Annotated in this window: 19 protein-coding genes; 7 read left to right on the forward strand and 12 right to left on the reverse strand. The window is 58.0% G+C overall.

From position 1 onward, the window contains the following. Positions 1 to 42: 42 nt before the first annotated feature. From PFH44_RS09950 to PFH44_RS09960, 3 genes are all read right to left on the reverse strand, one after another. Positions 43 to 438, reverse strand: coding sequence for a YidB family protein (locus tag PFH44_RS09950; RefSeq protein ID WP_045856911.1), 396 nt, complete (start codon positions 436 to 438; stop codon positions 43 to 45). A gap of 47 nt (positions 439 to 485) precedes the next feature. Next, positions 486 to 935 (reverse strand): peptidoglycan-binding protein LysM, encoded by a 450-nt coding sequence (lysM, locus tag PFH44_RS09955; RefSeq protein ID WP_041147238.1) that lies wholly within the window; start codon positions 933 to 935, stop codon positions 486 to 488. 67 nt (positions 936 to 1,002) lie between these two features. Next, positions 1,003 to 1,893: a LysR family transcriptional regulator gene (locus PFH44_RS09960; RefSeq protein ID WP_283824923.1), complete on the reverse strand. Its 891-nt coding sequence runs from the start codon at positions 1,891 to 1,893 to the stop codon at positions 1,003 to 1,005. 99 nt (positions 1,894 to 1,992) lie between these two features. Here PFH44_RS09960 and PFH44_RS09965 point away from each other — a divergent pair, with 99 nt between their 5' ends. Then, entirely contained in the window at positions 1,993 to 2,595 is a 603-nt protein-coding gene (locus PFH44_RS09965; protein WP_041147240.1) for a short chain dehydrogenase, read from the forward strand. A 737-nt stretch (positions 2,596 to 3,332) separates the two neighbouring features. Then, entirely contained in the window at positions 3,333 to 4,736 is a 1,404-nt protein-coding gene (locus tag PFH44_RS09970) for a purine-cytosine permease family protein (protein WP_045856906.1), read from the forward strand. 212 nt (positions 4,737 to 4,948) lie between these two features. On the opposite strand, the gene argE is transcribed toward PFH44_RS09970, so the two are convergent. From argE to PFH44_RS09995, 5 genes are all read right to left on the reverse strand, one after another. Further along, positions 4,949 to 6,100 (reverse strand): acetylornithine deacetylase, encoded by a 1,152-nt coding sequence (argE, locus tag PFH44_RS09975; RefSeq protein ID WP_283824931.1) that lies wholly within the window; start codon positions 6,098 to 6,100, stop codon positions 4,949 to 4,951. After that, positions 6,093 to 6,767 carry a DUF1028 domain-containing protein gene (locus PFH44_RS09980; RefSeq protein WP_128877177.1) on the reverse strand — a complete coding sequence of 225 codons (675 nt, stop codon included), beginning with the start codon at positions 6,765 to 6,767 and terminating at the stop codon, positions 6,093 to 6,095. Before PFH44_RS09980 ends, argE begins: the two co-directional genes overlap by 8 nt. A 9-nt stretch (positions 6,768 to 6,776) precedes the next feature. Further along, the gene (locus tag PFH44_RS09985) at positions 6,777 to 7,199 is read right to left on the reverse strand and encodes a RidA family protein (protein ID WP_041147244.1); all 423 of its coding nucleotides are present in this window, start codon (positions 7,197 to 7,199) and stop codon (positions 6,777 to 6,779) included. 28 nt (positions 7,200 to 7,227) lie between these two features. Then, entirely contained in the window at positions 7,228 to 8,493 is a 1,266-nt protein-coding gene (locus PFH44_RS09990) for a flavin-containing monooxygenase (protein WP_045856899.1), read from the reverse strand. Positions 8,494 to 8,837: 344 nt separating this feature from the next. Further along, a complete protein-coding gene (locus tag PFH44_RS09995) occupies positions 8,838 to 9,767 on the reverse strand; it encodes a LysR family transcriptional regulator (RefSeq protein WP_041147246.1) in 930 nt (309 codons plus the stop codon). A 530-nt stretch (positions 9,768 to 10,297) separates the two neighbouring features. Between PFH44_RS09995 and PFH44_RS10000 the strand changes: the two genes are divergently transcribed. The 3 genes from PFH44_RS10000 (at position 10,298) to PFH44_RS10010 (ending at position 13,735) form a co-directional block, all read left to right on the forward strand. After that, positions 10,298 to 11,788, forward strand: coding sequence for an aldehyde dehydrogenase (locus tag PFH44_RS10000; protein WP_283824924.1), 1,491 nt, complete (start codon positions 10,298 to 10,300; stop codon positions 11,786 to 11,788). A gap of 46 nt (positions 11,789 to 11,834) precedes the next feature. Then, positions 11,835 to 13,217, forward strand: a complete 1,383-nt coding sequence (locus PFH44_RS10005) for an aspartate aminotransferase family protein (RefSeq protein WP_283824925.1) — start codon at positions 11,835 to 11,837, stop codon at positions 13,215 to 13,217. Between the two features lie 329 nt (positions 13,218 to 13,546). After that, a complete protein-coding gene (locus tag PFH44_RS10010) occupies positions 13,547 to 13,735 on the forward strand; it encodes a hypothetical protein (RefSeq protein WP_045856893.1) in 189 nt (62 codons plus the stop codon). A 291-nt stretch (positions 13,736 to 14,026) separates the two neighbouring features. Here the strand turns inward: PFH44_RS10010 and PFH44_RS10015 are convergent, their stop codons facing one another. Then, the gene (locus tag PFH44_RS10015) at positions 14,027 to 15,208 is read right to left on the reverse strand and encodes an aminotransferase-like domain-containing protein (protein ID WP_283824926.1); all 1,182 of its coding nucleotides are present in this window, start codon (positions 15,206 to 15,208) and stop codon (positions 14,027 to 14,029) included. A 131-nt stretch (positions 15,209 to 15,339) separates the two neighbouring features. Beyond that, on the reverse strand, positions 15,340 to 17,211 hold the full coding sequence (gss, locus tag PFH44_RS10020; protein ID WP_283824927.1) for a bifunctional glutathionylspermidine amidase/synthase: 1,872 nt from the start codon (positions 17,209 to 17,211) through the stop codon (positions 15,340 to 15,342). Between the two features lie 221 nt (positions 17,212 to 17,432). Between gss and PFH44_RS10025 the strand changes: the two genes are divergently transcribed. Both PFH44_RS10025 and yghU read left to right on the forward strand, forming a co-directional pair. Continuing rightward, on the forward strand, positions 17,433 to 17,993 hold the full coding sequence (locus PFH44_RS10025; protein ID WP_041147254.1) for a DsbA family protein: 561 nt from the start codon (positions 17,433 to 17,435) through the stop codon (positions 17,991 to 17,993). Positions 17,994 to 18,138: 145 nt separating this feature from the next. Further along, positions 18,139 to 19,005, forward strand: coding sequence for a glutathione-dependent disulfide-bond oxidoreductase (gene yghU / locus PFH44_RS10030; RefSeq protein WP_283824928.1), 867 nt, complete (start codon positions 18,139 to 18,141; stop codon positions 19,003 to 19,005). A 34-nt stretch (positions 19,006 to 19,039) separates the two neighbouring features. Here the strand turns inward: yghU and PFH44_RS10035 are convergent, their stop codons facing one another. Further along, positions 19,040 to 19,327 (reverse strand): DUF2623 family protein, encoded by a 288-nt coding sequence (locus PFH44_RS10035; RefSeq protein ID WP_045856888.1) that lies wholly within the window; start codon positions 19,325 to 19,327, stop codon positions 19,040 to 19,042. A 79-nt stretch (positions 19,328 to 19,406) separates the two neighbouring features. Next, positions 19,407 to 20,294: a YghX family hydrolase gene (yghX, locus tag PFH44_RS10040; protein ID WP_045856886.1), complete on the reverse strand. Its 888-nt coding sequence runs from the start codon at positions 20,292 to 20,294 to the stop codon at positions 19,407 to 19,409. Positions 20,295 to 20,365: the final 71 nt, after the last annotated feature.

Consider the following 20,365-nt stretch of genomic DNA (forward strand, 5'->3'; position numbering starts at 1 on the left):
GGCGGGTTTGACTTTTGGCCCCCCGGCCGCGCGCCATCGCGCTTAGCTGAACAGCTTGCCTTTAAGCAGGTTCATGCCTTCAGACAGCAGATCCTGCTGCGCAGGCGCTTCGCCCTGCGGAGATAAGCCATCGACAATTTTCGGCAGATACTCGGAGATAAGCGACGAGGCGGTCTGCGGGTCGATCCCAAGCCTGGCCGCGAGATCCTGCAGCGCGGACGATCCGAACACCGAGGTGACCTGGTCACTGGAGACCGGAATATTGCCCTGCTGGCCGATCCAGGATTCAACGATCTCACCCAGGCCGCCGCTGCGGAATTTTTCGAGGATCCCCTGGACGCCCCCCTGCTGCTGGATCCAGGCCATGATGGCCTGCAGCTGCTCTGCTTTACCGGCCTGGCCGCCGAGCATACCGCCAATTTGATCAAGTAGTCCCATTACCGACTCCGTAACAATAGAGCGTGCATAACGCCGATTTTCCCGCCTTACTTATTCGGGATAATCAGCACCTGTCCCGGATAGATCTTGTCGGGATGCTTTAACATCGGCTTGTTGGCTTCAAAGATCCGCTGATAGTCATTCGCCGAGCCGTACACGGTTTTAGAAATAGCGCTCAGCGTGTCGCCGGATTTCACGGTGTAGTAGCGGCTCTCGGCGCCGCTCTGCGTGACGCTCACGTTGTCGCTGACCTGGGCAATGCCGGTGACGTTACCCACCGCCACCATAATTTTTTCCTTATCTTCCTGCGAGCCGACGTCGCCGGTGACCGTCGCGGTGCCGTCTTCGGCCACGGTGATGCTGACCTTATCCGCGCCGGGGAGATTAAGCCCATCGATATGCTTTTTCAGCTTATCGGCCTGGCTCTCTTTGTCCCCGCCCGAAACGGCATCCCAGATTTTCTCGCCCGCTTCTTTCACAAAACTCAATAAACTCATACCAATCTCCTTTTAGCAGAAGTGATCTATGAAGAACGTTCATCAGACCAGACCAGATAATAATAGTTCATAAATGGCGCCCGACCTCGGTCAGCGCGTGCTCGACAAACCGGGTCAGCTTCGGCAACGGACGAAGATCCTGACGCCAGAGCAGATGCACCGGGCGCGGTTCGGGGGTATAGGCCTCGAGCACGCGGACCAGTTTTCCGCTGGCAAGATCCTCCGCCAGCAGCACTTCCGGCTGCAGCAGCAGGCCGGCTCCGGCGATGGCCGCCATCCGCAGGCCGTAGCCGTCGTTGCAGCGAAGGATCGCATCGCGCCGCCAGCGCACCTCTTGCGTGACGCCCGGCAGCTTCCACTCGTTGCGCGCGGTCCACACCGTATGCGAGAGGCAGAGATGGCCGGCAAGGTCGGCCGGCGTGAGCGGCGTGCCGTGGCGGCTGAGATAGGCAGGGGCGGCGCAAATCACCATCCGGTAGGCGCAGAGATATTTCGCCACCAGGTCGGTTTGGTGAATATCGCCAATGCGGACAGCCAGATCGAATCCTTCATCCACCAGATCGACCAGCCGGTTGGTCAGATCGAGCTCCACGCGCACGTCCGGCCACTGCTGTAAGAAGGTGGCGGTCAGCGGCGCCATGACGCAGGCGCCAAATGAGGTCGGCGCGCTGATGCGCAGCGTCCCTGCGGGCGCCAGCCGCAGTCGCTCCACCGAGCTTTCGGCGATTGAGACCTGCTCCAGAACGCGTTTCGCCTCTTCATAGTAGACTCGCCCGGCGTCGGTGAGGCTCTGGCGGCGGGTGTTGCGCTCAAGCAGGCGCGTCGCCAGCCGGCGTTCGATGAGGGCAATATATTTGCCCACCATCACCGCCGACATCTCCAGGTGCGATGCCGCCTCGGTAAAACTGCCGTACTCCACGACGGCGATAAACGTTTCCATTCCGCGCAGCTTATCCATATTGCGAACCTCAGGTTAGTAATCATCTAACTTTTTGCCAGTTTATCCGATATCCATTTCATTAAAGAATAGAGGCTCACAACTTATCAGGAGTCAGCCATGAAAATCGTCGTTATAGGTGCCAGCGGTACCGTAGGCCGCGCGGTCACCGCAGAGCTCAGTCGTCAGCATGAAGTCATTCGCGTCGGTCGGTCTCAGGGCGACCATCAGGTTGATATCACCTCTCAGCAAAGCGTCCAGGCGCTGTTTGAAAAAATTGGCCGGGTTGATGCGATTGTCTCGGCGAGCGGAAGCCTGTTCTTTGGTCCGCTGGCCACCATGACCGACGACAATTTCAACCAGGGCCTTCAGGACAAGCTGCTGGGGCAAATCCGCCTGGCGCTCACCGGCCAGCACTATTTGAACGACGGCGGCTCCATCACCCTTATCAGCGGCATCGTGGCGCATGAGCCGATCGCCCAGGGCGTCAACGCCACGACGGTTAACGCCGGCCTGGAGGGCTTCGTCCGCGCCGCTGCCTGCGAGCTGCCGCGCGGGATCCGCATCAACCTGATCAGCCCCACGGTGCTGACCGAATCAGCCGCCGCCTATGACGGGTTCTTCCCGGGCTTTATCAGCGTCCCGGCTGCGACGGTGGCCCAGGCGTACCGCCGCAGCGTGGAGGGAGTCCAGAGCGGTCGGATATACACCGTCGGCTATTAATAATTCGCCCGTCACTAATAACCCGCCGCGCTGGCGGGTTATTATTTATCTCTGCAGAGGCTATTTCTTCGCCGTTAATCCGCTCAGCGCCGGCGCCGCGTGTTTTAAATATTGATCCATCGCACACTATGAATAAATGAATATTGTTGTGAACAACCTCGCATATTTAATTTACGCGCCGTAGACGACCGCTGCCAGCAGCGACAGGCAATCCCATGATTTATCTCGGATTAGATTAAATATATTTCGGACTTATCGTCATTATCTGGCGAATTAAAGCGGCTGCTATATTCCCTACAATAAATATGCCTTTGCTTTTATTGCCGACCCTCAATCATTCCACGCCGCATCCGCCTGCTCGCAGAATTATCTGCCTTAAATTAGCCGCCCAGATTGTTAAATATAAAACAAGCTGGAGCGCAGCATAAACGTCTAAAAATGAGCGGAAGATGGCCAACCGTTAACCACAATCAGGCCCTGGGCCCCGGGTAAAGCACTTTTTTTATATCGACGTTCGACATTTTTAATAATTTCCAAAATGATACGAGATTGTGAGAATAGCAAACGAAATGTTATGATGAGTAGATTAGCTGTACTCCTCATTGGAATATCAATCTAACGCTGATTTATACCCATGATGCTTCAGGCGACTTCGTTGTTGGCTGCGTTCGCTCAGCTAGCGGCCTGCTGTTGCCTGAATCATTCACGGTATAGACCCACAGTGATGAGAGAGCACCATGACTAAACATCAACCTGTCAACGTTGAAAATCTCGAAAGCAATACCATCAGACCTATCCCTCTTAATATGCGACACGGCAAACCGGGCGATCTGTTTACCATCTGGTTTGGCTCTAACATCATGCTATTAACCGTTATCACCGGAGCGATGTCGGTCACTATTTTCCATCTCTCTTTTTTCTGGTCTGTCGTTGCGCTGTTTATCGGTAGTCTGGTCGGCGGGCTGTTTATGGCCCTGCATTCCGCACAGGGTCCAAAGCTCGGCGTACCGCAAATGGTGCAAACCAAGGGCCAGTTTGGCTCCTATGGTTCGGTGCTGGTGGTGTCCATTGTCGTATTAATGTATATCGGCTTTACCGCCTCCAGCCTGGTATTAGGCGGGCAGTCCATGCACGCCATCTATAAGCCGATGAACTCCGACGTGGGGATTATTATCGTCGGCGCCCTGAGTCTGTTTGCCACTATTTTTGGCTATAAGATCATCCACTCCTACGCCAGAATTATGTCGTGGATATCCGGGATTGTGCTGGCCGCAACCTTTCTGTGGATCGTCTTTGTCCACGGGCTGCCGGTCGATTTTCTCGATCGCGGCGGTTTCAACAAGGTTGGGTTCCTCGGCGCGGTCTCGATTGCCGCGCTGTGGCAGCTGGCCTACGCGCCCTATGTCTCTGACTACTCGCGCTATATGCCTTACAGCACCAACGACAAAAGCGTCTTTTACGCCAGCTACTTTGGCTGCATCTTAGGCTCTTATCTGCCGATGGTTCTCGGAGTGCTGGTGGCAACCAGTATTGGCAATGATGATATTATTCAGGGCATTATTGACCTCACCGGCGGCTTCGGCGCGGTGGTTATCGTGGTGCTGGCGCTGGGGATTGCCGCCACAAACTCGATGATGCTGTACTGCGGCGTGCTCTGTACGCTGACCCTGGGCCAGACCTTTATTGACGGCTGGTCGCCGATGGCCCGCGCAAGGATAATTACCGCTATCCTCACCATGCTCCTTGAAATAGCGCTGGCGATCTACGGCCAGGAAAACTTCCTGTTAATCTATACCAACTTTATTACCGTCCTGCTGTATGTCCTGGTGCCGTGGACGGCAATTAACCTGGTGGATTATTACCTGGTTGCGCACGGCGAATATGATGTCGAATCCTTCTTTAAGCGCGACGGCGGAATATATGGCTACTTTAATGCTACCGCCATCTTCTGCTATTTGTTGGGGATATTAGTTGAGGTGCCGTTTATGTCGACGGCGATTTATACCGGCCCGATTGCAACCGCATTTGGCGGGGCTGATTTATCATGGATTATTGGTCTGCTGGTGGTTTCACCGGTCTATTACGCTCTCTCTAAAGCAAAAACGGTGAAGAGTATCAGCCTGGTGAAAGAGAAAGTTTAGCGCTTCGCTTTTAAGACCCTAAATAACCTGAGCGCCAGGAAGGCGGCAGCTTGAGGTATAGCGGGTATATTCAGTACGTTTTGCTGACTCCGGATAAACCATCCGGAGTTTTTTTTATCCGTATACGGCGGCAGAACAGGGTGCAGGGCGGGGATGAAAATAAGCGGAGCGTTAGAGGGGAAAAAACGCGCCTGAGCCCAGGCGCGGAAACGTTAAGACAGCATCATCCAGCGGCGCAGATTACCCAGCATCGTCAGGCACTTCTCCAGCTGAGCGAGGGCAATAAACTCATCCGCCTTATGCCCTTGATCCATACTTCCGGGCCCGCAGATCAGCGTGGCTACGCCCGCCTCATCGAACAGGCCGCCCTCGGTACCGAAGGCCACGGTGGAAAACGCCTCGCTTTGCGCCCACTGCGCCAGCCAGCCGGCAAACTCCGACTGCGGGTCGCTGAGCAGGCCCGGATAGCGGCTGAGCGGGCTAAAGGTAATATCCGCCTGCGGCGCCACCGCCCGCATCGACGTCAGCAGCTCGCCTGCGGCGTAGCCGTGCAGCTCGGCGAGGGTCGGCTCGAGCGAGACGTCCGGCAGATGGCGAATTTCAAAATCAAACTGGCAGCTTTCCGGCACGATATTGAGCGCCGCCCCGCCGTGAATCACCCCAACCTGCAGCGTGCTGTAAGGCGGGTCAAAGCGGCTATCACGGGTCTGCGCCAGCGTTTCGCCGAGCGTACCTAAGCGGGTAATCAGCTTTGCCGCATACTCGATGGCGTTGACGCCGCTGGGCGCGTAGGCCGAATGGCAGGCCTTGCCCTGCACCGTACAGCGCATGGCCAGCTTGCCCTTATGGCCGTAGACCGGACGCATCTCCGTGGGCTCGCCGATAATGCACAGCGCCGGCTTGTCCTTTGAGGCTTTAAGATGGTCCACCAGGCTGCGTACGCCAAGGCAGCCGACCTCCTCATCGTAGGAAAAGGCCAGATGCAGCGGCATGCGTAAAGGTTGGGAGAGAAAGTCGGGAACGGCGGCCAGCACGCAGGCGATAAAGCCTTTCATATCGGTGCTGCCGCGGCCGTAGCAGAGGTCGTCGCGCAGGGTGAGTTCAAACGGAGGCACCGTCCAGCGCTGCCCGTCAACCGGAACCACGTCGGTATGGCCCGAGAGCATCACGCCTCCCGGCCCCTCGGGGCCAAAGCGGGCGTAGAGGTTGGCTTTTTTGCCTCCCTCATCAAAGAAAAGCCGCGTGGCAATGCCATAGCCGCGGAGATACTCATCGATATAGTTAATCAGCTGCAGATTCGATTCGCGGCTGGTGGTGTCGAATGCCAGCAGCGTCGCGAGGATCCGTTTCAGGTCGCTATTCATCACCCGGTACTCCGTAACTGGGGGCCTCCCGCGGGTCGAGCGCGCGCGTAATATAGGCCTGCATCTGCGGCTCATACGCCAGCCACAGCGCGGTAAGCTCGCCAATCGGATCCTGTTCGTGCCAGTCAACCCGCAGGTCAACCAGCGGCCAGGAGTAATCATCCACGACTTTTACCGCCGCAGAGTGCACCGGCCCGGCCTCGCCGCCGAGGGCCAGACCCGCCTGGAGAGCGGCCAGCAGGCGCGTCGCCATCTCCCCTTCGGCCTGCTGGAATTCGGCAACCATCGCCTCAACCACCGCGCTGCTGGCGAGCATATTGCCGCCGGCGATACAGTTTACCCCTTCGGCAACGTGATAGATGCCGAGAGTTTTATCGCCGCTAAACGAGGCCGTTTCGCCGCTGGCGTTGATGGCGATAATCTGCCGATAGCGGCTGAAATCATCCTCCGCCAGCGCCTTACGCAGCGCCTTTTCCGGCGCCAGCCCCTGCTCCAGCTGGGAGAGCGTCAGCTGACCGAGGGCAGGCAGGGTAATGTTCTGGCTGGATACCGCGCCGACTCCCGCCAGCAGCCACGGGCAGCGAGCGCCGACGGCAATACTGGAGGAGCTTATGGCGATGCCAAACTGCCCGGTTTCCGGGCAGAATGCCGCGATAGAAAACGTCATGGCGGCTCCTTATTTCACATAGCCATCGGGGATTACGGCGATCACGTCAATTTCCATCAGCCACTGCGGCTGCGCCAGGCCTGAGATAACCAGCCCGGTGGAGATGGGAAACACGCCCTTCAGCCACTTGCCAACTTCCTGATAGACCGGCTCACGATAGCGCGGGTCGATAATATAGGTGGTGGTTTTCACAATATGCGAAAGGTCGCTTCCGGCCTCTTCCAGCAGCTGCTTGACGTTTTTCATCGCCTGCTCGGCCTGAGCCTGCGGGTCGCCCAGCCCCACCAGATTGCCTTCAAAATCCGTGCCCACCTGGCCGCGCACGTAGACGGTGTTACCGGCGCGTACGGCCTGGCACAAATCGTTGTCCAGGGTCTGATTGGGATAGGTCTCTTTGGTGTTAAACATGCGAATACGGGTATGTGTCGGCATCATTTTTATCCTGATTAAGAGCTACAGTTCAGCGCTGACCGGCATCCCGGTACTGGCTGTATTTCCGCTGGGTCGCGATATGGTCGGCAATGTGCTTCGCATCATGCCAAACGCCCCAGATAAAGGTCGAACCCCGACGCGACAGCCACGGCAGGCCGAGGAAATAGACCCCCGGTTCGCTGGAGACGCCGCGCTGGTGCTGAGGGCGATTCTGCGCGTTAAAGGCGTTAACGTTGAGCCAGCCGTAATCGACGGCGTAGCCGGTCGCCCAGATGATGCTCGTCACGCCGGCCTGCGCCAGGTCCAGAGAGAGGATCGGCGACGTCATGCACGCCGGGTCGGCTAAGAATTCGCGCGCCGCGGGCTCCGGCGGCAAATCGAGGCCGTTGGCCGCAACGTAGGCGTCAGCGGCGTCCAGCAGCGAGAGGTAGTTTTCATCGCCGCGGCGGATGTTGTCGCCCAGGTCCGGCTGGAAGGTGGCGACGCCGGATTCAAACGCCTTCGTCAGCCCGACGAGGGTGATGCCGCGCTGCGCCAGCTCGCGAAAATCCACCGTCCGCCCGCCGTGGGCGCCGCTCACCGCGATGGTGACGTGCTCTTTCCCCGGCTCGCTGGCGGGGGCATCCCACAGGCCCAGCACCCCCAGCCACCAGCAGAAATCCCGGTTGCGGTAGGCGCGCGGCGGCCGGTCGTGGGCGCCGACGGAGAGATAGACCTCGCGGCCCGCGCGCTGGAGCTCATCGGCAATCTGCACGCCGGAGGAGCCGGCGCCAACCACCAGCACCGCGCCGGCGGGCAGCTGCTCAGGGTTGTAGTATTTGGCGGAATGGATCTGATGAATGTCGCCCTCTTTCGGCGCAATCGGCGGAATGACCGGCTTCTGGAACGGCCCGGTCGCGGCAACGATGCGCTGCGCTTCGATCACCCCATCCGTGGTTTCCACGGTAAATCCGGGACGTCCGCTGTTGCGAACCGCGCTTTTTACCTCCACGCCGGTACGCACCGGCAGGGAGAATTTCCTGACGTAATCTTCAAAGTACTGCGCCACATCGTCCTTAGGAATAAAGCTATCCGGCTGGCCGCCTTTAAACTCCATTCCCGGAAAGCGGTCGTGCCACGCCGGGCCGTTCGCCACCAGCGAATCCCAGCGCCCGGTACGCCAGGCCTCCGCGATACGGTTTTTCTCGATAACCAGATGCGAGATCCCCAGCTGGGTCAGATGCTCACTCATGGCAATACCGGCCTGACCCCCGCCAACAATCAGCGTATCAATTTGTGTTTTTTCTACGGTCATAAATGTGTCCTTCGAATGGAGTTCAATCGCCAGGAATAAACCACTGCGCAGGACCGAGGTTAATAAACAGTAACAAACAGGTAAATTATTATAAATTTAGAACCTGAGAATAAAATAGTGATGCAGAGTGCAGCACCTTGAATCTAAAAGGTAAAGCGGATTTTAGCATAAAATATTCGCCGGATAATTTTGTGCTTATCGCTTATTTATCGGTGCGGCGAGAGGCAGCCTGCGAGGATATAAAAAATATATGCAGAGTATCGTTTTTTTATATTCAGAAAATATGCCGCCAAATATAAAAAGGCCCGCACGGGCGCAGGCCGCTGAGCTGAATAAAACTCCGGTCAGGCCACCCGCGCCGCCTGCTCCGGCGGGCTGAGCACCGCGTTGCGGCAATATTCCATAAACAGTTTGGCGGGGTTAGTGGGCTCGCTGCTGCGCAGATGAGCCATCACCAGCGTCGAGTTGGCCATCTCATCCTGAATCTCGACGCAGCGCACCTGCTGCCCGTCGTAGGTGATATCGGAAACCGGGCGGGTCACCAGAACCGAAAAGCCCAGTCCCTGGCCGACCATGCAGCGCACCATCTCAATCGACGGCGAACTGTAGGCCACCTGAGGGTTGTAGCCTTTATCTTTGAAAATACTGATGAAATAGTTACGGCTGGGGACAACATCCAGCAGCACCATCGGCAGGTGGCTCAGCTCCGACAGCTTGACCGACGCCCGCTGCGCCAGCGGGTGGTTTGCCGGCAGCAGCGCGTAGGGCTTTTGCGGCGCGTTCAGGCTCTCGGTCTGAATCGAGACATCCAGCTCGAGATCGTACATAAACGCCAGGTCAAAGCGACCGCGGTGCAGGCCGTGGGCAATTTCATGCTGCTCGCCATCGTAAATTTTAATGGTGATATCCGGATAAATGGTCTTAAACCCGGCGATCAGCGACGGCAGGTAGAGCGGCGCCGCGGTCTCGAAACAGCCGATAGAAACAATCCCCGACACCAGCTCATTATCCGCCCTCGAGTTTTGCTCGAACTGGTACGAGAGTCGGAGCAGCTCCTTCGCTTTCTCATAGAAGCGCTGCCCGCTGGAGGTCATGGAGACCCCCTGCGCATGGTGGCGAATAAAAAACTGCTGCTCAAACATATCTTCCAGGGTTTTCACCGCGATGGAGATAGAGGGCTGCGCGATATGGAGCTGCCGGGAGGCTTCGGCAATGCTCTCCGCTTCGACAACGGCAACAAAGTATTTGAGCTGTTTCAGGGTGAAATGGGGCATGCGATACCTTATTTTTTGTTGGCAAAGAGATGAGCTGAATAGGATTAAACGATGCTCCCCCTCGGGCGCAACCCCGCCGACAAATAAAGATCAACAATCCGACATCGGTCAGGTTTTTACAGAAAATTAACATGCAGGCGTAAAGAAAACGACGGCGCCGTCACGGGGCGGCGGCTTTATGGCGGCGGCTAAAAAAGGCCGGATATATTTTTTTAGTTTCTTATGGCCTAATCTAAGAACATTAAATATGGTCACGAATAGCCTAACCATCGATCGGCAAAAACCGGCGATAAAAATAAAAGCTATTTAATTACATGACATTAAAATCACAAATGGTGAATTATTTTGAACCATATCACACAACGCGTCATCGGCAGGATCCGCGCGCCGGCGGCGCCCTGCCAGGCTAACAAAGTTTTTTATGGAGGTTACCTAGATTTTTAGTCCTTTCTCACTTCTCCCCCCTCCGGCATCATGAATTAACGGCAACAAATAAATAACAATTACGCAACACGATAACGGAGAGGCTTATGACCGACAGAAACTTTTGGCACAGCAGGCTGCAGGAGCAGCGCTTTATCAGCCATGCCATCGTCGATGGCCAGCCCTACGTCGCCCAAAGCCGCCGCGTTTTCCCGGTTATCAACCCTGCGTCCAACGCGTTGCTCGCCGAGGTCACCGCGCTTCAGGCAGAAGATATTGCTATCGCCGTCCGGTCCTCCCGTAAGGCCTTTGACTCAGGCATCTGGTCAGGGCTCTCCGCGCAGGAACGCAAGGCCGTTCTGCTGCGGCTGTCGGGGCTGATCCTCGAACATCGAGAAGAGCTGGCGCTGCTGGAGAGCGTCAGCATGGGTAAACCGGTCAACGATGCGCTAAACGTCGACGTTCCCGGCGCAGCGCACGTTTTCTCGTGGTACGCCGAAAGCGTGGATAAGATTTACGACGAGGTGGCCCCCGCCAGGAAAGGCTCGCTGGCCACCATCACCCGCGAAGCGATTGGCGTCGTGGCGGCCATCGTGCCGTGGAACTTCCCGCTCGACCTCGCCTCGTGGAAGCTCGGCCCGGCGCTGGCGGCCGGTAATAGCGTGATCCTCAAGCCTTCGGAGAACTCGCCGTTTTCGGCGCTGCGTCTGGCGGAGCTGGCGCTTGAGGCGGGCCTCCCGGCGGGCGTGCTGAACGTCGTCACCGGCCTGGGGACCGAAGCCGGCAGCGCCTTAGGCCTGCATAACGACGTCGATACCATCACCTTCACCGGCTCTACCGCCGTCGGCAAAGCCTTTATGGCCTACTCCGCGCAGTCCAACCTCAAGCAGGTCTGGCTGGAGTGCGGCGGCAAAAGCGCCAATATCGTCTTCGCCGACTGTCAGGATCTCGATCTGGCCGCCGAAAAAGCGGCTTTCGGCATCTGCTTCAACCAGGGCGAGGTCTGCTCGGCTAACTCTCGCCTGCTGGTCGAGCGGACAATTTACGCCGAATTTATCGCGAAGCTGCAGGAAAAAATGCAGGTGTGGGCACCCTCTCATCCCTTTGAGCCCGCAGCCAAAATGGGCGCCATGGTCAGCGCGGCGCATGCGCAAAAGGTGATGAGCGCCATCCGCACCGCCGAGCGCGCCGGTGCCCGCGTCCTCATCGGCGGTCGCGAGATTGAGATCGACGGCGTCGCCAACTACGTGGAACCGACGCTGATTGAAGCCGCGGATACCGCCTCCTCCCTGTGGCAGGAGGAGATTTTCGGCCTGGTGCTTGCCGTTATGCCTTTTGACGACGAGCAGCAGGCCGTCACTCTGGCCAATCAGCACATTTACGCCCTCGCCGCCTCGGTGTGGACCGACGATCTCCACCGCGCCCATCGCGTTGCCGGAATGCTTAACGCCGGGACCGTCTCGGTGAATACCGTCGACGCGCTGGACGTCAGCGTGCCGTTTGGCGGCAATAAGCAGTCTGGCTTTGGCCGCGACCTGTCGCTGCACGCCTTTGACAAATTCACCAGCCTCAAAACGACCTGGTTCCAGTTTCGCTAGCACCCGGCAGCTTTCGCATTTAGATCCCGCTTACAGGAGAGAGAAGATGACTACCCCGAATAACCCGCAGCGCAGCACCACGGACTACCAGAGCGCCGATGCCGCGCACCATATCCACGCCTTTCTCGACCAGAAGGCGCTGAACGCCGAGGGGCCTCGCGTGATGGTTCGCGGGGAGGGTCTGTACCTTTGGGATAACGACGGCAACAAGTACCTCGACGGCATGTCCGGCCTGTGGTGCACCCAGCTCGGCTACAGCCGCCAGGATCTGGCGGATGCGGCGGCGGCGCAGTTCGCTAAGCTGCCCTATTACAATATGTTCTTCCACACCACCCACCCGACGGTAATCGAGCTCTCCGAGCTGCTGTTCAGCCTGCTGCCGCCGCACTACAGCCACGCGATTTATACCAACTCGGGTTCTGAATCGAACGAAGTGCTGATCCGCACCGTTCGCCGCTACTGGCAGATCCTCGACAAGCCGCAGAAGAAGGTGATGATTGGCCGCTGGAACGGCTATCACGGCTCAACCCTCGCCGCCACCGCGCTGGGCGGGATGAAGGCGATGCACGCCATGGGCGGCATGATCCCCGACGTGGCCCATATCGACGAGCCCTACTGGTACATGCACGGCGGCAGCCTGACGCCGCACGAGTTTGGCCTGCGCTGCGCCGGTCAGCTCGAGGAGAAAATACTCGAGCTGGGCGCGGAAAACGTGGCCGGTTTTATCGCCGAGCCGTTCCAGGGCGCGGGCGGGATGATTTTCCCACCGGAAAGCTACTGGCCTGAGATCCAGCGCATTTGCCGGAAGTACGACGTCCTGCTGTGCGCCGATGAGGTCATTGGCGGCTTTGGCCGCACCGGCGAGTGGTTCGCGCATCAGTACTTCGGCTTCGAGCCGGATACGCTGTCCATTGCCAAAGGGCTGACCTCCGGGTACGTGCCGATGGGCGGCCTGGTGCTGAGCAAGCGCATGGCGGAAGTGCTGGTTGAAAAAGGCGGCGTCTTCGCCCACGGTCTGACCTACTCCGGCCACCCCGTTGCCGCCGCGGTGGCGATCGCCAACCTCAAGGCGCTGCGTGACGAAAACCACGTCACCAACGTGCACGACAACACCGGCCCGTATCTGCAGAAAACGCTGCGCGAGGTCTTCGACAATCACCCGCTGATCGGCGAAGTTCAGGGCGCGGGCCTCGTTGCGGCCCTGCAGTTCGCGGAAGATAAAAGCACCCGCCGCCGCTTCGCCAATGAGAACGAGCTGGCCTGGCGCTGCCGCACCATCGGTTTTGAGGAGGGAGTCATTATTCGCTCGACGCTGGGGCGGATGATCATGGCGCCGGCGCTGATCGCCGGACGTAGCGAGCTGGACGAGCTGGTCGAGAAGACCAAACGCGCCGTCGACCGTACGGCGAAGGAAGCCGGCCTGCTGTAACCCCTGCCCGTTGCCGAAGCGATGATTACCCTCGTCGAAGGCCTGCCGACCTGATAACCCCAACGCCCGCACTCCCGCGGGCGTTCTCGCGTCGCCGACGATGTAACAAATTCGTCATAATTCTCTCCCCGCCGATGATTTACGCAGCACTCGGCGGGATCGGCGAAACGTTACGCTGCACTAAAATGGAAAAAAGAAATTATATTTCAAAAAATCAGTAAGTTCGCCCGCATAACCGTTGGCGATGGCTGCTGTTACCATAAAAAGTAGTTGATCTGATACGCACAAGCTCTTATTTTGCTTGTCAGTTTTTCAAACGAGATAAAACGATGCCTACTATTACAGCCGGTAGTATGAAAGAAGCAAAAGAATTAATTAACTGCGGGAAATATAAGGAAATAGTTCTTAACTTTGATATTGATGCAGATGATTTTTTCACCCTCGCGACATCCCAGCACGCCACAAAAATCACCATCTCCGACAAAAACACCCACTCACCGGTAAAATTAGAAAAATAATTAAAAACCTCTGAGGTCTTTCTTATGTTGCTATTTATTGGCACAGCGGCAGTTGCTTTTCTCTCTTCATTAATGCTGATCTGGCTCGACGATCGCATCAGCGAGCAGGATTAACCTCCGGCGCGCAGCACCCCTCTCTTATTTTACATGCCCGTGTGCGCTCATCGTGAAGCGCTACGGGCTGTTCCAGCAGCACCCGATCCCCCCAGCTTCAACGATCTGTCACTGGCCGTTCTGCGCAAAGCGTGAAGGCTCCGCGCCGTCTCGCGACGCGGAGTGAAAGCGCGGTAATTACAGCGATTTCGCCAGGCGTTCGACGGCGGTCAGCAGACCCGCTTCCGACACCGTTGAGTAGGAGAGGCGCAGCGTGCGGGTATCCGGATTGTCGTTATAGAACGCTTCGCCCGGCACGTAGACCACGCCGTTTTCGAGGGTCTTTTTCATCCATTGCATGGTATCGAACGGATAGCGGAAGCGGGCCCACAGGAACATACCGCCTTTGGGTCGGCTGAACTCCAGATGCTCGCCAAGCTGGCTCTCCAGGGCATCGGCCAGGGCGACGCACTTCTTGCGGTAATCTTCGCGGATCAGGGCTATCTGGTTCTCCAGGCGGTTCCTCGCCAGATATTCCGCGGTGATCACCTGCGACAGCATGTTGGTGTGGAGATCCGCCGCCTGCTTGACGATCACCGTCTGCTGCGCCAGCCAGTCCGGCATCACAATCCAGCCGATGCGCATGCCCGGGGCGAGGATCTTGGAGAACGTCGAAGTGTAGACCACCTGGTCTTCACAGCCGAGCTCCTGCGCGTACTGATACAGCGGGCGGCGGACTTCGTCGGTAAAGCTGATTTCGCCGTAGGGATCGTCTTCGATAATCACGAAATCATGCTGCTTCGCCAGCTCAACCACCCGACGGCGGCGATCGGCGCTGAGGGTTTTGCCGCCCGGGTTGCCGAAGGTGGGCACCAGGTACACGGCCTTGACCTTCGTCGTCTCCAGCAGATCCGCCAGCTGTTCAACCAGCATGCCGTCATCATCGGTATCGACGCTGAGGATATTCGCCTGAGCCAACTGGAACACCTGCAGCGCGGCCAGATAGGTCGGGCGCTCGACGACAATCGCATCGCCCGGATCGAGCAGCGTACGCGCGACGATATCCAACGACTGCTGCGAACCGGAGGTGATATAGACATGGCTTGCCGGACAGGCAACGCCGCGCGCCTGACACAGTTCGCTGACGGCCTGACGCAGCGGCGGATAGCCTTCGGTCAATCCGTACTGGAACGCATCGCTGAAACGCCCGCTCATCACCTGCTGCACCGCCAGATTCAGACCTTCGGTATCAAACAGCTCCGGAGCCGGGATCCCACCACCCAGTGAGATAACGCCGGGGAGTTTACTGTGCTTGAGAAGTTCGCGGACGGCGGAGGGCTTGAGTTCACCCGCGCGGGCGGCGAGTCGCCGATCGTGCATATTATTTTCCTTTTTTGTCTGTCTTGTTGTTGTGGTTTGTTAACTATTTCGTACCAATTTTTACCCAAAATCCCCGGCAGCGCTACGCCTACCGGGGATTTTGCGGCCCCTGCGATTCGGCGCCGGCGGAACTATCGTCTATCGTTGTCTTTCAGCACAATTAGCGGTTCGATATCGCTCTCTTTTTTGACCACCAGCGAATCATCGCCGCGCAGGCAGGTGCCGCCGTAGTTGCCGCCAACGGTAAAGGTGCACACCTGAATGTATTTACCATCCACTTTCGGCAGGCACCACAGCTGCTGGTAAATATTTTTGCGATCGACAAACTGCCCGCTGGTCTTATCCAGCACCTCGTCGTCGGGACTTATCAGATCGATATTGTTGCCGCAGCGCCCGGAGATGGGCTTAATTGCATAGCCGGTTTTCGCCAGATCGTCGTTGACGACAAAATCGGTGTCCAGCAGATAGCGATGGTTCGGGAACAGCGACCACAGCACCGGCAGAATCGCCTTGTTGCCGGGGATCACCGTCCACAGCGGTTCGAATACCAGCACCTCGGGGCGCAGCAGGACGTCAATCAGCCGCACCTCGTTTTGCGGATGGCCAGTGCGGATCGGCACGGCGGCGTACTCGTCGGCGCTGACCTCGCGCACCTGCTCGATGGCGGTTTCCCATGCCCAGGTTTTCCAGACGCAGTTAACCAGCCGCCCGTCGCCGTCGATCAGTTGCCCGGCGGTATCCCAGCGCAGCTCATCGAGGCCAAAGAGGATTTTGCTCTCGAAGCCGGCCTGGGTGAGCGAACGCTGGATAAACAGCGCGTGGTAGTTCTCCTCCAGATCCTTATCCTGCATGATGTGCACAAAAGGCCGCGCCCGGCTGTGCTTCCACGCGCCCGCCAGCTCATCCAGCAGATCTTCCGCCGGGTTATGCCCGCTGCCGTAGTAGCCCTGCTTCAGCCACTGCTCGAGGATCAGCCCGCCTTCGGTATGACAGGAGGCGGAGTCGGCGTTGTATTCATAGACCTTCAGCCCGCGCTCGTCCATGCAGAAATCCATGCGGCCGGTAATCATATGGTGGCGACGTCGCTGCCACGAGAGGCGCAGACGCGGCCAGAGAATTTTTGGGATATCAAACAGCGCCAGCAGGCCGTCGTCTTTCATCACCTTATCGGTGGCGTGCAGGTACATCAAATGCAGCTCGTTGGTGGCTTTGATCAGCTCCTGCTCGGCGCTTTCGGTAATGGTGAAATACTGGTAAGGGTCGGCGTTAATAAAGTGGCCGTTGGCGTCAACGTAGGCTTTCTGCAGCGTATCTTTCTCGTTCAGCCACTTGCCACGGAACTGCCCGTTGTTCGGCAGGCGGGCACCGCGAATGGCCATCGCTTCCCCCGGCAGAACCGGCTGCGCCAGGCTGTGCTCGGTATCGGCGGTCTGGATCATCCAGCCGAGGATCTCGGTGTCGGCGAAGGTATCTTTCAGAGTATAGATGCCGTTCTGCACCTCGAGGGTTAATTCGCGCGTCCACTGCTGGCCCTGCGGCAGCGGCCTGTGGATAACGTTTTGCTCGGCGATCCTGACCTTATTGCCCACCAGCTGCGTAATCACCGCCACGTGGCCGGTATGCTTGAACTCGCCGCCCTTCTGCCAGATCAGCAGGGAGCCGGCCATCGGCGGACGGCGCGAGCCGTTGGCAAAGGCCTGCAGCGGCAGAATATTGTCGTTAACCACTTCGCGCAGAAAGCGCAGGGAGAAGATTTCATACGCCATGCCGACGTCGGTGAAGACGAAACCGTAGGTGAGAAACAGGAAGCGGCGCGCGAACTCGACGCACTGCCATTTGTGCCCCATATACTCGTTATTGATATAGCTGCGGAACGTGGCGTCATCCGGATAGTCTTGCGGATTTAAGCTGCTGTAGTTCGATGAATAGATTGCCACGCCGCCCGGCGCGTAGCCTAACAATGTACCAAAAGGGGCATCACTGCTTGTCGATCCTTTGCTCATTAGCCTGACCTCAAATTAATGCAGCCCGGGCAGTTGGCGGAACAAAACTCCCTCTTCTTATCCTGCCGCAGGCACTTACCAGACAGAGGTGGAATGATGATACCACTCATTCGATTCGCTAATTGTGCCCTTACGGAAAATAACCCTGCGCCGCAGGGCAAAAGTGATATCGTTTATCTGAGATATAACAACAAATCGCGAATTAACGTCAGGAGTTGATTATGAGTACACAACCGCATCTGCAAGCGCAACCGCTGGTCTGGGGACATGGCCCGCGCACCTTCGAGGTTTTCCTGGAGCCAACCTGCCCCTATTCGGTACGCGCATTCAATAAGCTCGACGACCTGCTGGACGAGGTCGGCGCGGATAACGTGACCATTAAAATTCGCCTGCAGTCCCAGCCGTGGCACATGTTCTCGGGGGTTATCGTGCGCTGTATTCTGGCGGCCTCCACCCTGCCGCACGGCAGAGAGCAGGCGCATAAGGTGCTAAAAGCCGTGGCCGACCATCGCGAAGAGTTCGAATTTACCGATCACTGCAGCGGGCCGAATATGAACGCCACGCCGCAGCAAATCGTTGAGCGTATCGAGCGCTACAGCCACGTTCTGCTTTCCGCGGCGTTCGCCCGCCCTGAGCTGCAGGCGGAAATAAAATGGCACAGCAAATATGCGCGCCAGAACGGTATCCACGTGTCGCCGACCTTTATGGTCAACGGGCTGGTGCAGGCAGATCTCGGCAGCGGCGACGATATCAGCGTCTGGGCCGCGCGGATAATGGCCTGATTTAGGGCGCTGCCCCGGTGAGCGTAACGCGGCCGGGGAAGCCGTCCGGGAATATCGCCAGCGGGTGAATAAGCCTCACACTGTTAAATCCTTAATACGCCACCTGCTACACTCCCTGAACACCTCACTACAAAGGCAGACCAGCATGTCAGAGAATAACTACCAACCCCCGAAAGTGTGGGAATGGAAGCAGAACAACGGCGGCGCGTTCGCCAATATCAACCGCCCTGTCTCCGGCGCAACGCATGAGCAAGCGCTGCCGGTCGGCTCGCATCCGCTTCAGCTTTACTCCCTGGGAACGCCTAACGGCCAGAAGGTGACGATCCTGCTGGAAGAGCTGCTGGCGCTGGGCGTGAGCGATGCGGAGTATGATGCCTGGCTGATTCGGATCGGCGAAGGCGATCAGTTCTCAAGCGGCTTCGTTGCGGTGAACCCGAACTCAAAAATCCCGGCGCTGAGCGATCGCTCAACCACCCCGCCAACGCGCGTGTTTGAGTCCGGCAGCATTCTGCTTTATCTCGCGGAGAAGTTCGGTTTCTTCCTGCCAAAAGATCTGGCCGGGCGCACCGAAACGCTGAACTGGCTGTTCTGGCTGCAGGGCGCGGCGCCGTTCCTCGGCGGCGGTTTTGGCCACTTCTTCAACTACGCGCCGGTGAAAATCGAGTACGCCATCGACCGCTTCACCATGGAAGCCAAGCGCCAGCTCGACGTGCTGGACAAACAGCTCGCTGCTAACCGCTACGTCGCCGGCGAAGAGTACACCATCGCCGATATGGCTATCTGGCCGTGGTACGGCAACGTGGTGCTCGGCGGCGTCTACAACGCCGCCGAATTCCTCGACGCCGGCAGCTATAAAAACGTTCTGCGCTGGGCGCAGGATGTAGGCAGCCGTCCGGCGGTTCAGCGCGGACGGATCGTTAACCGCACCAACGGCCCGCTAAACGAGCAGCTCCACGAGCGCCATAGCGCCAGTGACTTCGATAGCCAAACCGAAGACAAGCGCCAGGCATAAGACCATCCCAGCCGAAGGCTTCGGCCTTCGGCTATTAGCGCTCGAGGCGGTATCCCGCCATAAAGTAGCGCATCGCGGTGCAGGAGCTCCCCTCCTTAAAGAAATCCATAATCATGTTCCTGTCCAGACCGTAGCGGCGGGTCAGGATCCCGGCCTCCCACGCGCTAAGCTGGCGATCGCCGGTCTTTTCAAACATCCGCTGAGAATAGCCGAGCACAAACCCGCGCTTATAGTCGGTACAGAAATTCGCGGCATTGCTGGCGCTGTCGGCCTGAGCCGCCTGCAGACCGGCCATTAAACCTTTACCAAAATGGTTATCCATCGCTTTCCCCTCAATCGTTATATACAAAATTATATAGCGATTTTTTAAGCAAGGGGTAGCGCTATTTCAGCCGATCGCGCTAGCGCAAATACTTCTCAAACCAGGCCAGGGTTCTCTGCCATGCCAGCTCCGCCGCATCCCGGTCGTAGCGCGGCGTGGAGTCGTTATGAAACCCGTGATTAACCCCCTGATAAATATAGGCCTCATAGACCTTATGCTGCGCTTTCAGCGCCTCTTCATAGGCCGGCCAGCCTTGGTTGATGCCGCTATCGAGGCCGGCGTAGTGCAGGAGCAGCGGCGCCTGAATCCTGGCGACCTCGTTGAGAGGCGGCTGCCGGCCGTAGAACGGCACCGCGCAGGCCAGCTCCGGGATCGCCACCGCGGCGGCGTTGCTGACGCCTCCGCCGTAGCAAAAGCCGGTAATGCCGACTTTTCCCGTCGCCTGCGGATGCTTCGCCATAAACGCTACCGCGGCAAAAAAGTCGTTCATCAGCTTCATGGGATCGACTTTCTGCTGCAGCTCCCGCCCTTCATCATCATTGCCGGGATAGCCGCCGACGGAGCTCAGGCCGTCCGGCGCCAGGGCGATATAACCCGCCTTCGCCACCCGCCGGGCAACGTCTTCAATATAGGGATTAAGGCCGCGGTTCTCATGCACTACCACCACCGCCGCGGCTTTGTCGGCTATCTTCGTCGGCGTCACCAGGTATGCGCGCACTTCGCCATGGCCGTCGGGAGAGGGATAGTGAATATACTCCGGGCGGATATCCGGGTCGGTAAACGCCACCTGCTCCGCCAGGGCATAGTTGGGTTTCAGCAGGTTAAACAGCGCCAGCGCGGTCATTCCGCCGACGGCATATTTCCCCGCCAGCTGGAGAAACTCACGTTTGCTGATTTTGCCGTGAGCATAGTAGTCGTAGTACTCGAGCAGCTGCTGCGGGAAATCTTTGGCGGTCAGTCTCGTCATCGCATGTTCTCCGTAGGTGAAGGCCCTTTAAGCAAAGCATAAGCTCGCCGGGACGCCAGAAATCTCGCGCA

Source organism: Klebsiella sp. Ech2A, from assembly GCF_030078455.1.
Lineage (GTDB): Bacteria > Pseudomonadota > Gammaproteobacteria > Enterobacterales > Enterobacteriaceae > Klebsiella > Klebsiella terrigena.

Bases quoted from the DNA above. Each gene is read 5' to 3' on its own strand.
- PFH44_RS09950 (WP_045856911.1), bottom strand. From the start codon at position 438: ATGGGACTACTTGATCAAATTGGCGGTATGCTCGGCGGCCAGGCCGGT.
- PFH44_RS10025 (WP_041147254.1), top strand. From the start codon at position 17,433: ATGAGTACACAACCGCATCTGCAAGCGCAACCGCTGGTCTGGGGACAT.
- yghX (WP_045856886.1), bottom strand. From the start codon at position 20,294: ATGACGAGACTGACCGCCAAAGATTTCCCGCAGCAGCTGCTCGAGTAC.
- PFH44_RS09985 (WP_041147244.1), bottom strand. From the start codon at position 7,199: ATGCCGACACATACCCGTATTCGCATGTTTAACACCAAAGAGACCTAT.
- PFH44_RS09990 (WP_045856899.1), bottom strand. From the start codon at position 8,493: ATGACCGTAGAAAAAACACAAATTGATACGCTGATTGTTGGCGGGGGT.
- yghU (WP_283824928.1), top strand. From the start codon at position 18,139: ATGTCAGAGAATAACTACCAACCCCCGAAAGTGTGGGAATGGAAGCAG.
- PFH44_RS10010 (WP_045856893.1), top strand. From the start codon at position 13,547: ATGCCTACTATTACAGCCGGTAGTATGAAAGAAGCAAAAGAATTAATT.
- PFH44_RS09995 (WP_041147246.1), bottom strand. From the start codon at position 9,767: ATGCCCCATTTCACCCTGAAACAGCTCAAATACTTTGTTGCCGTTGTC.
- argE (WP_283824931.1), bottom strand. From the start codon at position 6,100: ATGAATAGCGACCTGAAACGGATCCTCGCGACGCTGCTGGCATTCGAC.
- PFH44_RS10035 (WP_045856888.1), bottom strand. From the start codon at position 19,327: ATGGATAACCATTTTGGTAAAGGTTTAATGGCCGGTCTGCAGGCGGCT.
- PFH44_RS09980 (WP_128877177.1), bottom strand. From the start codon at position 6,767: ATGACGTTTTCTATCGCGGCATTCTGCCCGGAAACCGGGCAGTTTGGC.
- PFH44_RS10005 (WP_283824925.1), top strand. From the start codon at position 11,835: ATGACTACCCCGAATAACCCGCAGCGCAGCACCACGGACTACCAGAGC.
- gss (WP_283824927.1), bottom strand. From the start codon at position 17,211: ATGAGCAAAGGATCGACAAGCAGTGATGCCCCTTTTGGTACATTGTTA.
- PFH44_RS09970 (WP_045856906.1), top strand. From the start codon at position 3,333: ATGACTAAACATCAACCTGTCAACGTTGAAAATCTCGAAAGCAATACC.
- PFH44_RS10000 (WP_283824924.1), top strand. From the start codon at position 10,298: ATGACCGACAGAAACTTTTGGCACAGCAGGCTGCAGGAGCAGCGCTTT.
- PFH44_RS09960 (WP_283824923.1), bottom strand. From the start codon at position 1,893: ATGGATAAGCTGCGCGGAATGGAAACGTTTATCGCCGTCGTGGAGTAC.
- lysM (WP_041147238.1), bottom strand. From the start codon at position 935: ATGAGTTTATTGAGTTTTGTGAAAGAAGCGGGCGAGAAAATCTGGGAT.
- PFH44_RS09965 (WP_041147240.1), top strand. From the start codon at position 1,993: ATGAAAATCGTCGTTATAGGTGCCAGCGGTACCGTAGGCCGCGCGGTC.
- PFH44_RS10015 (WP_283824926.1), bottom strand. From the start codon at position 15,208: ATGCACGATCGGCGACTCGCCGCCCGCGCGGGTGAACTCAAGCCCTCC.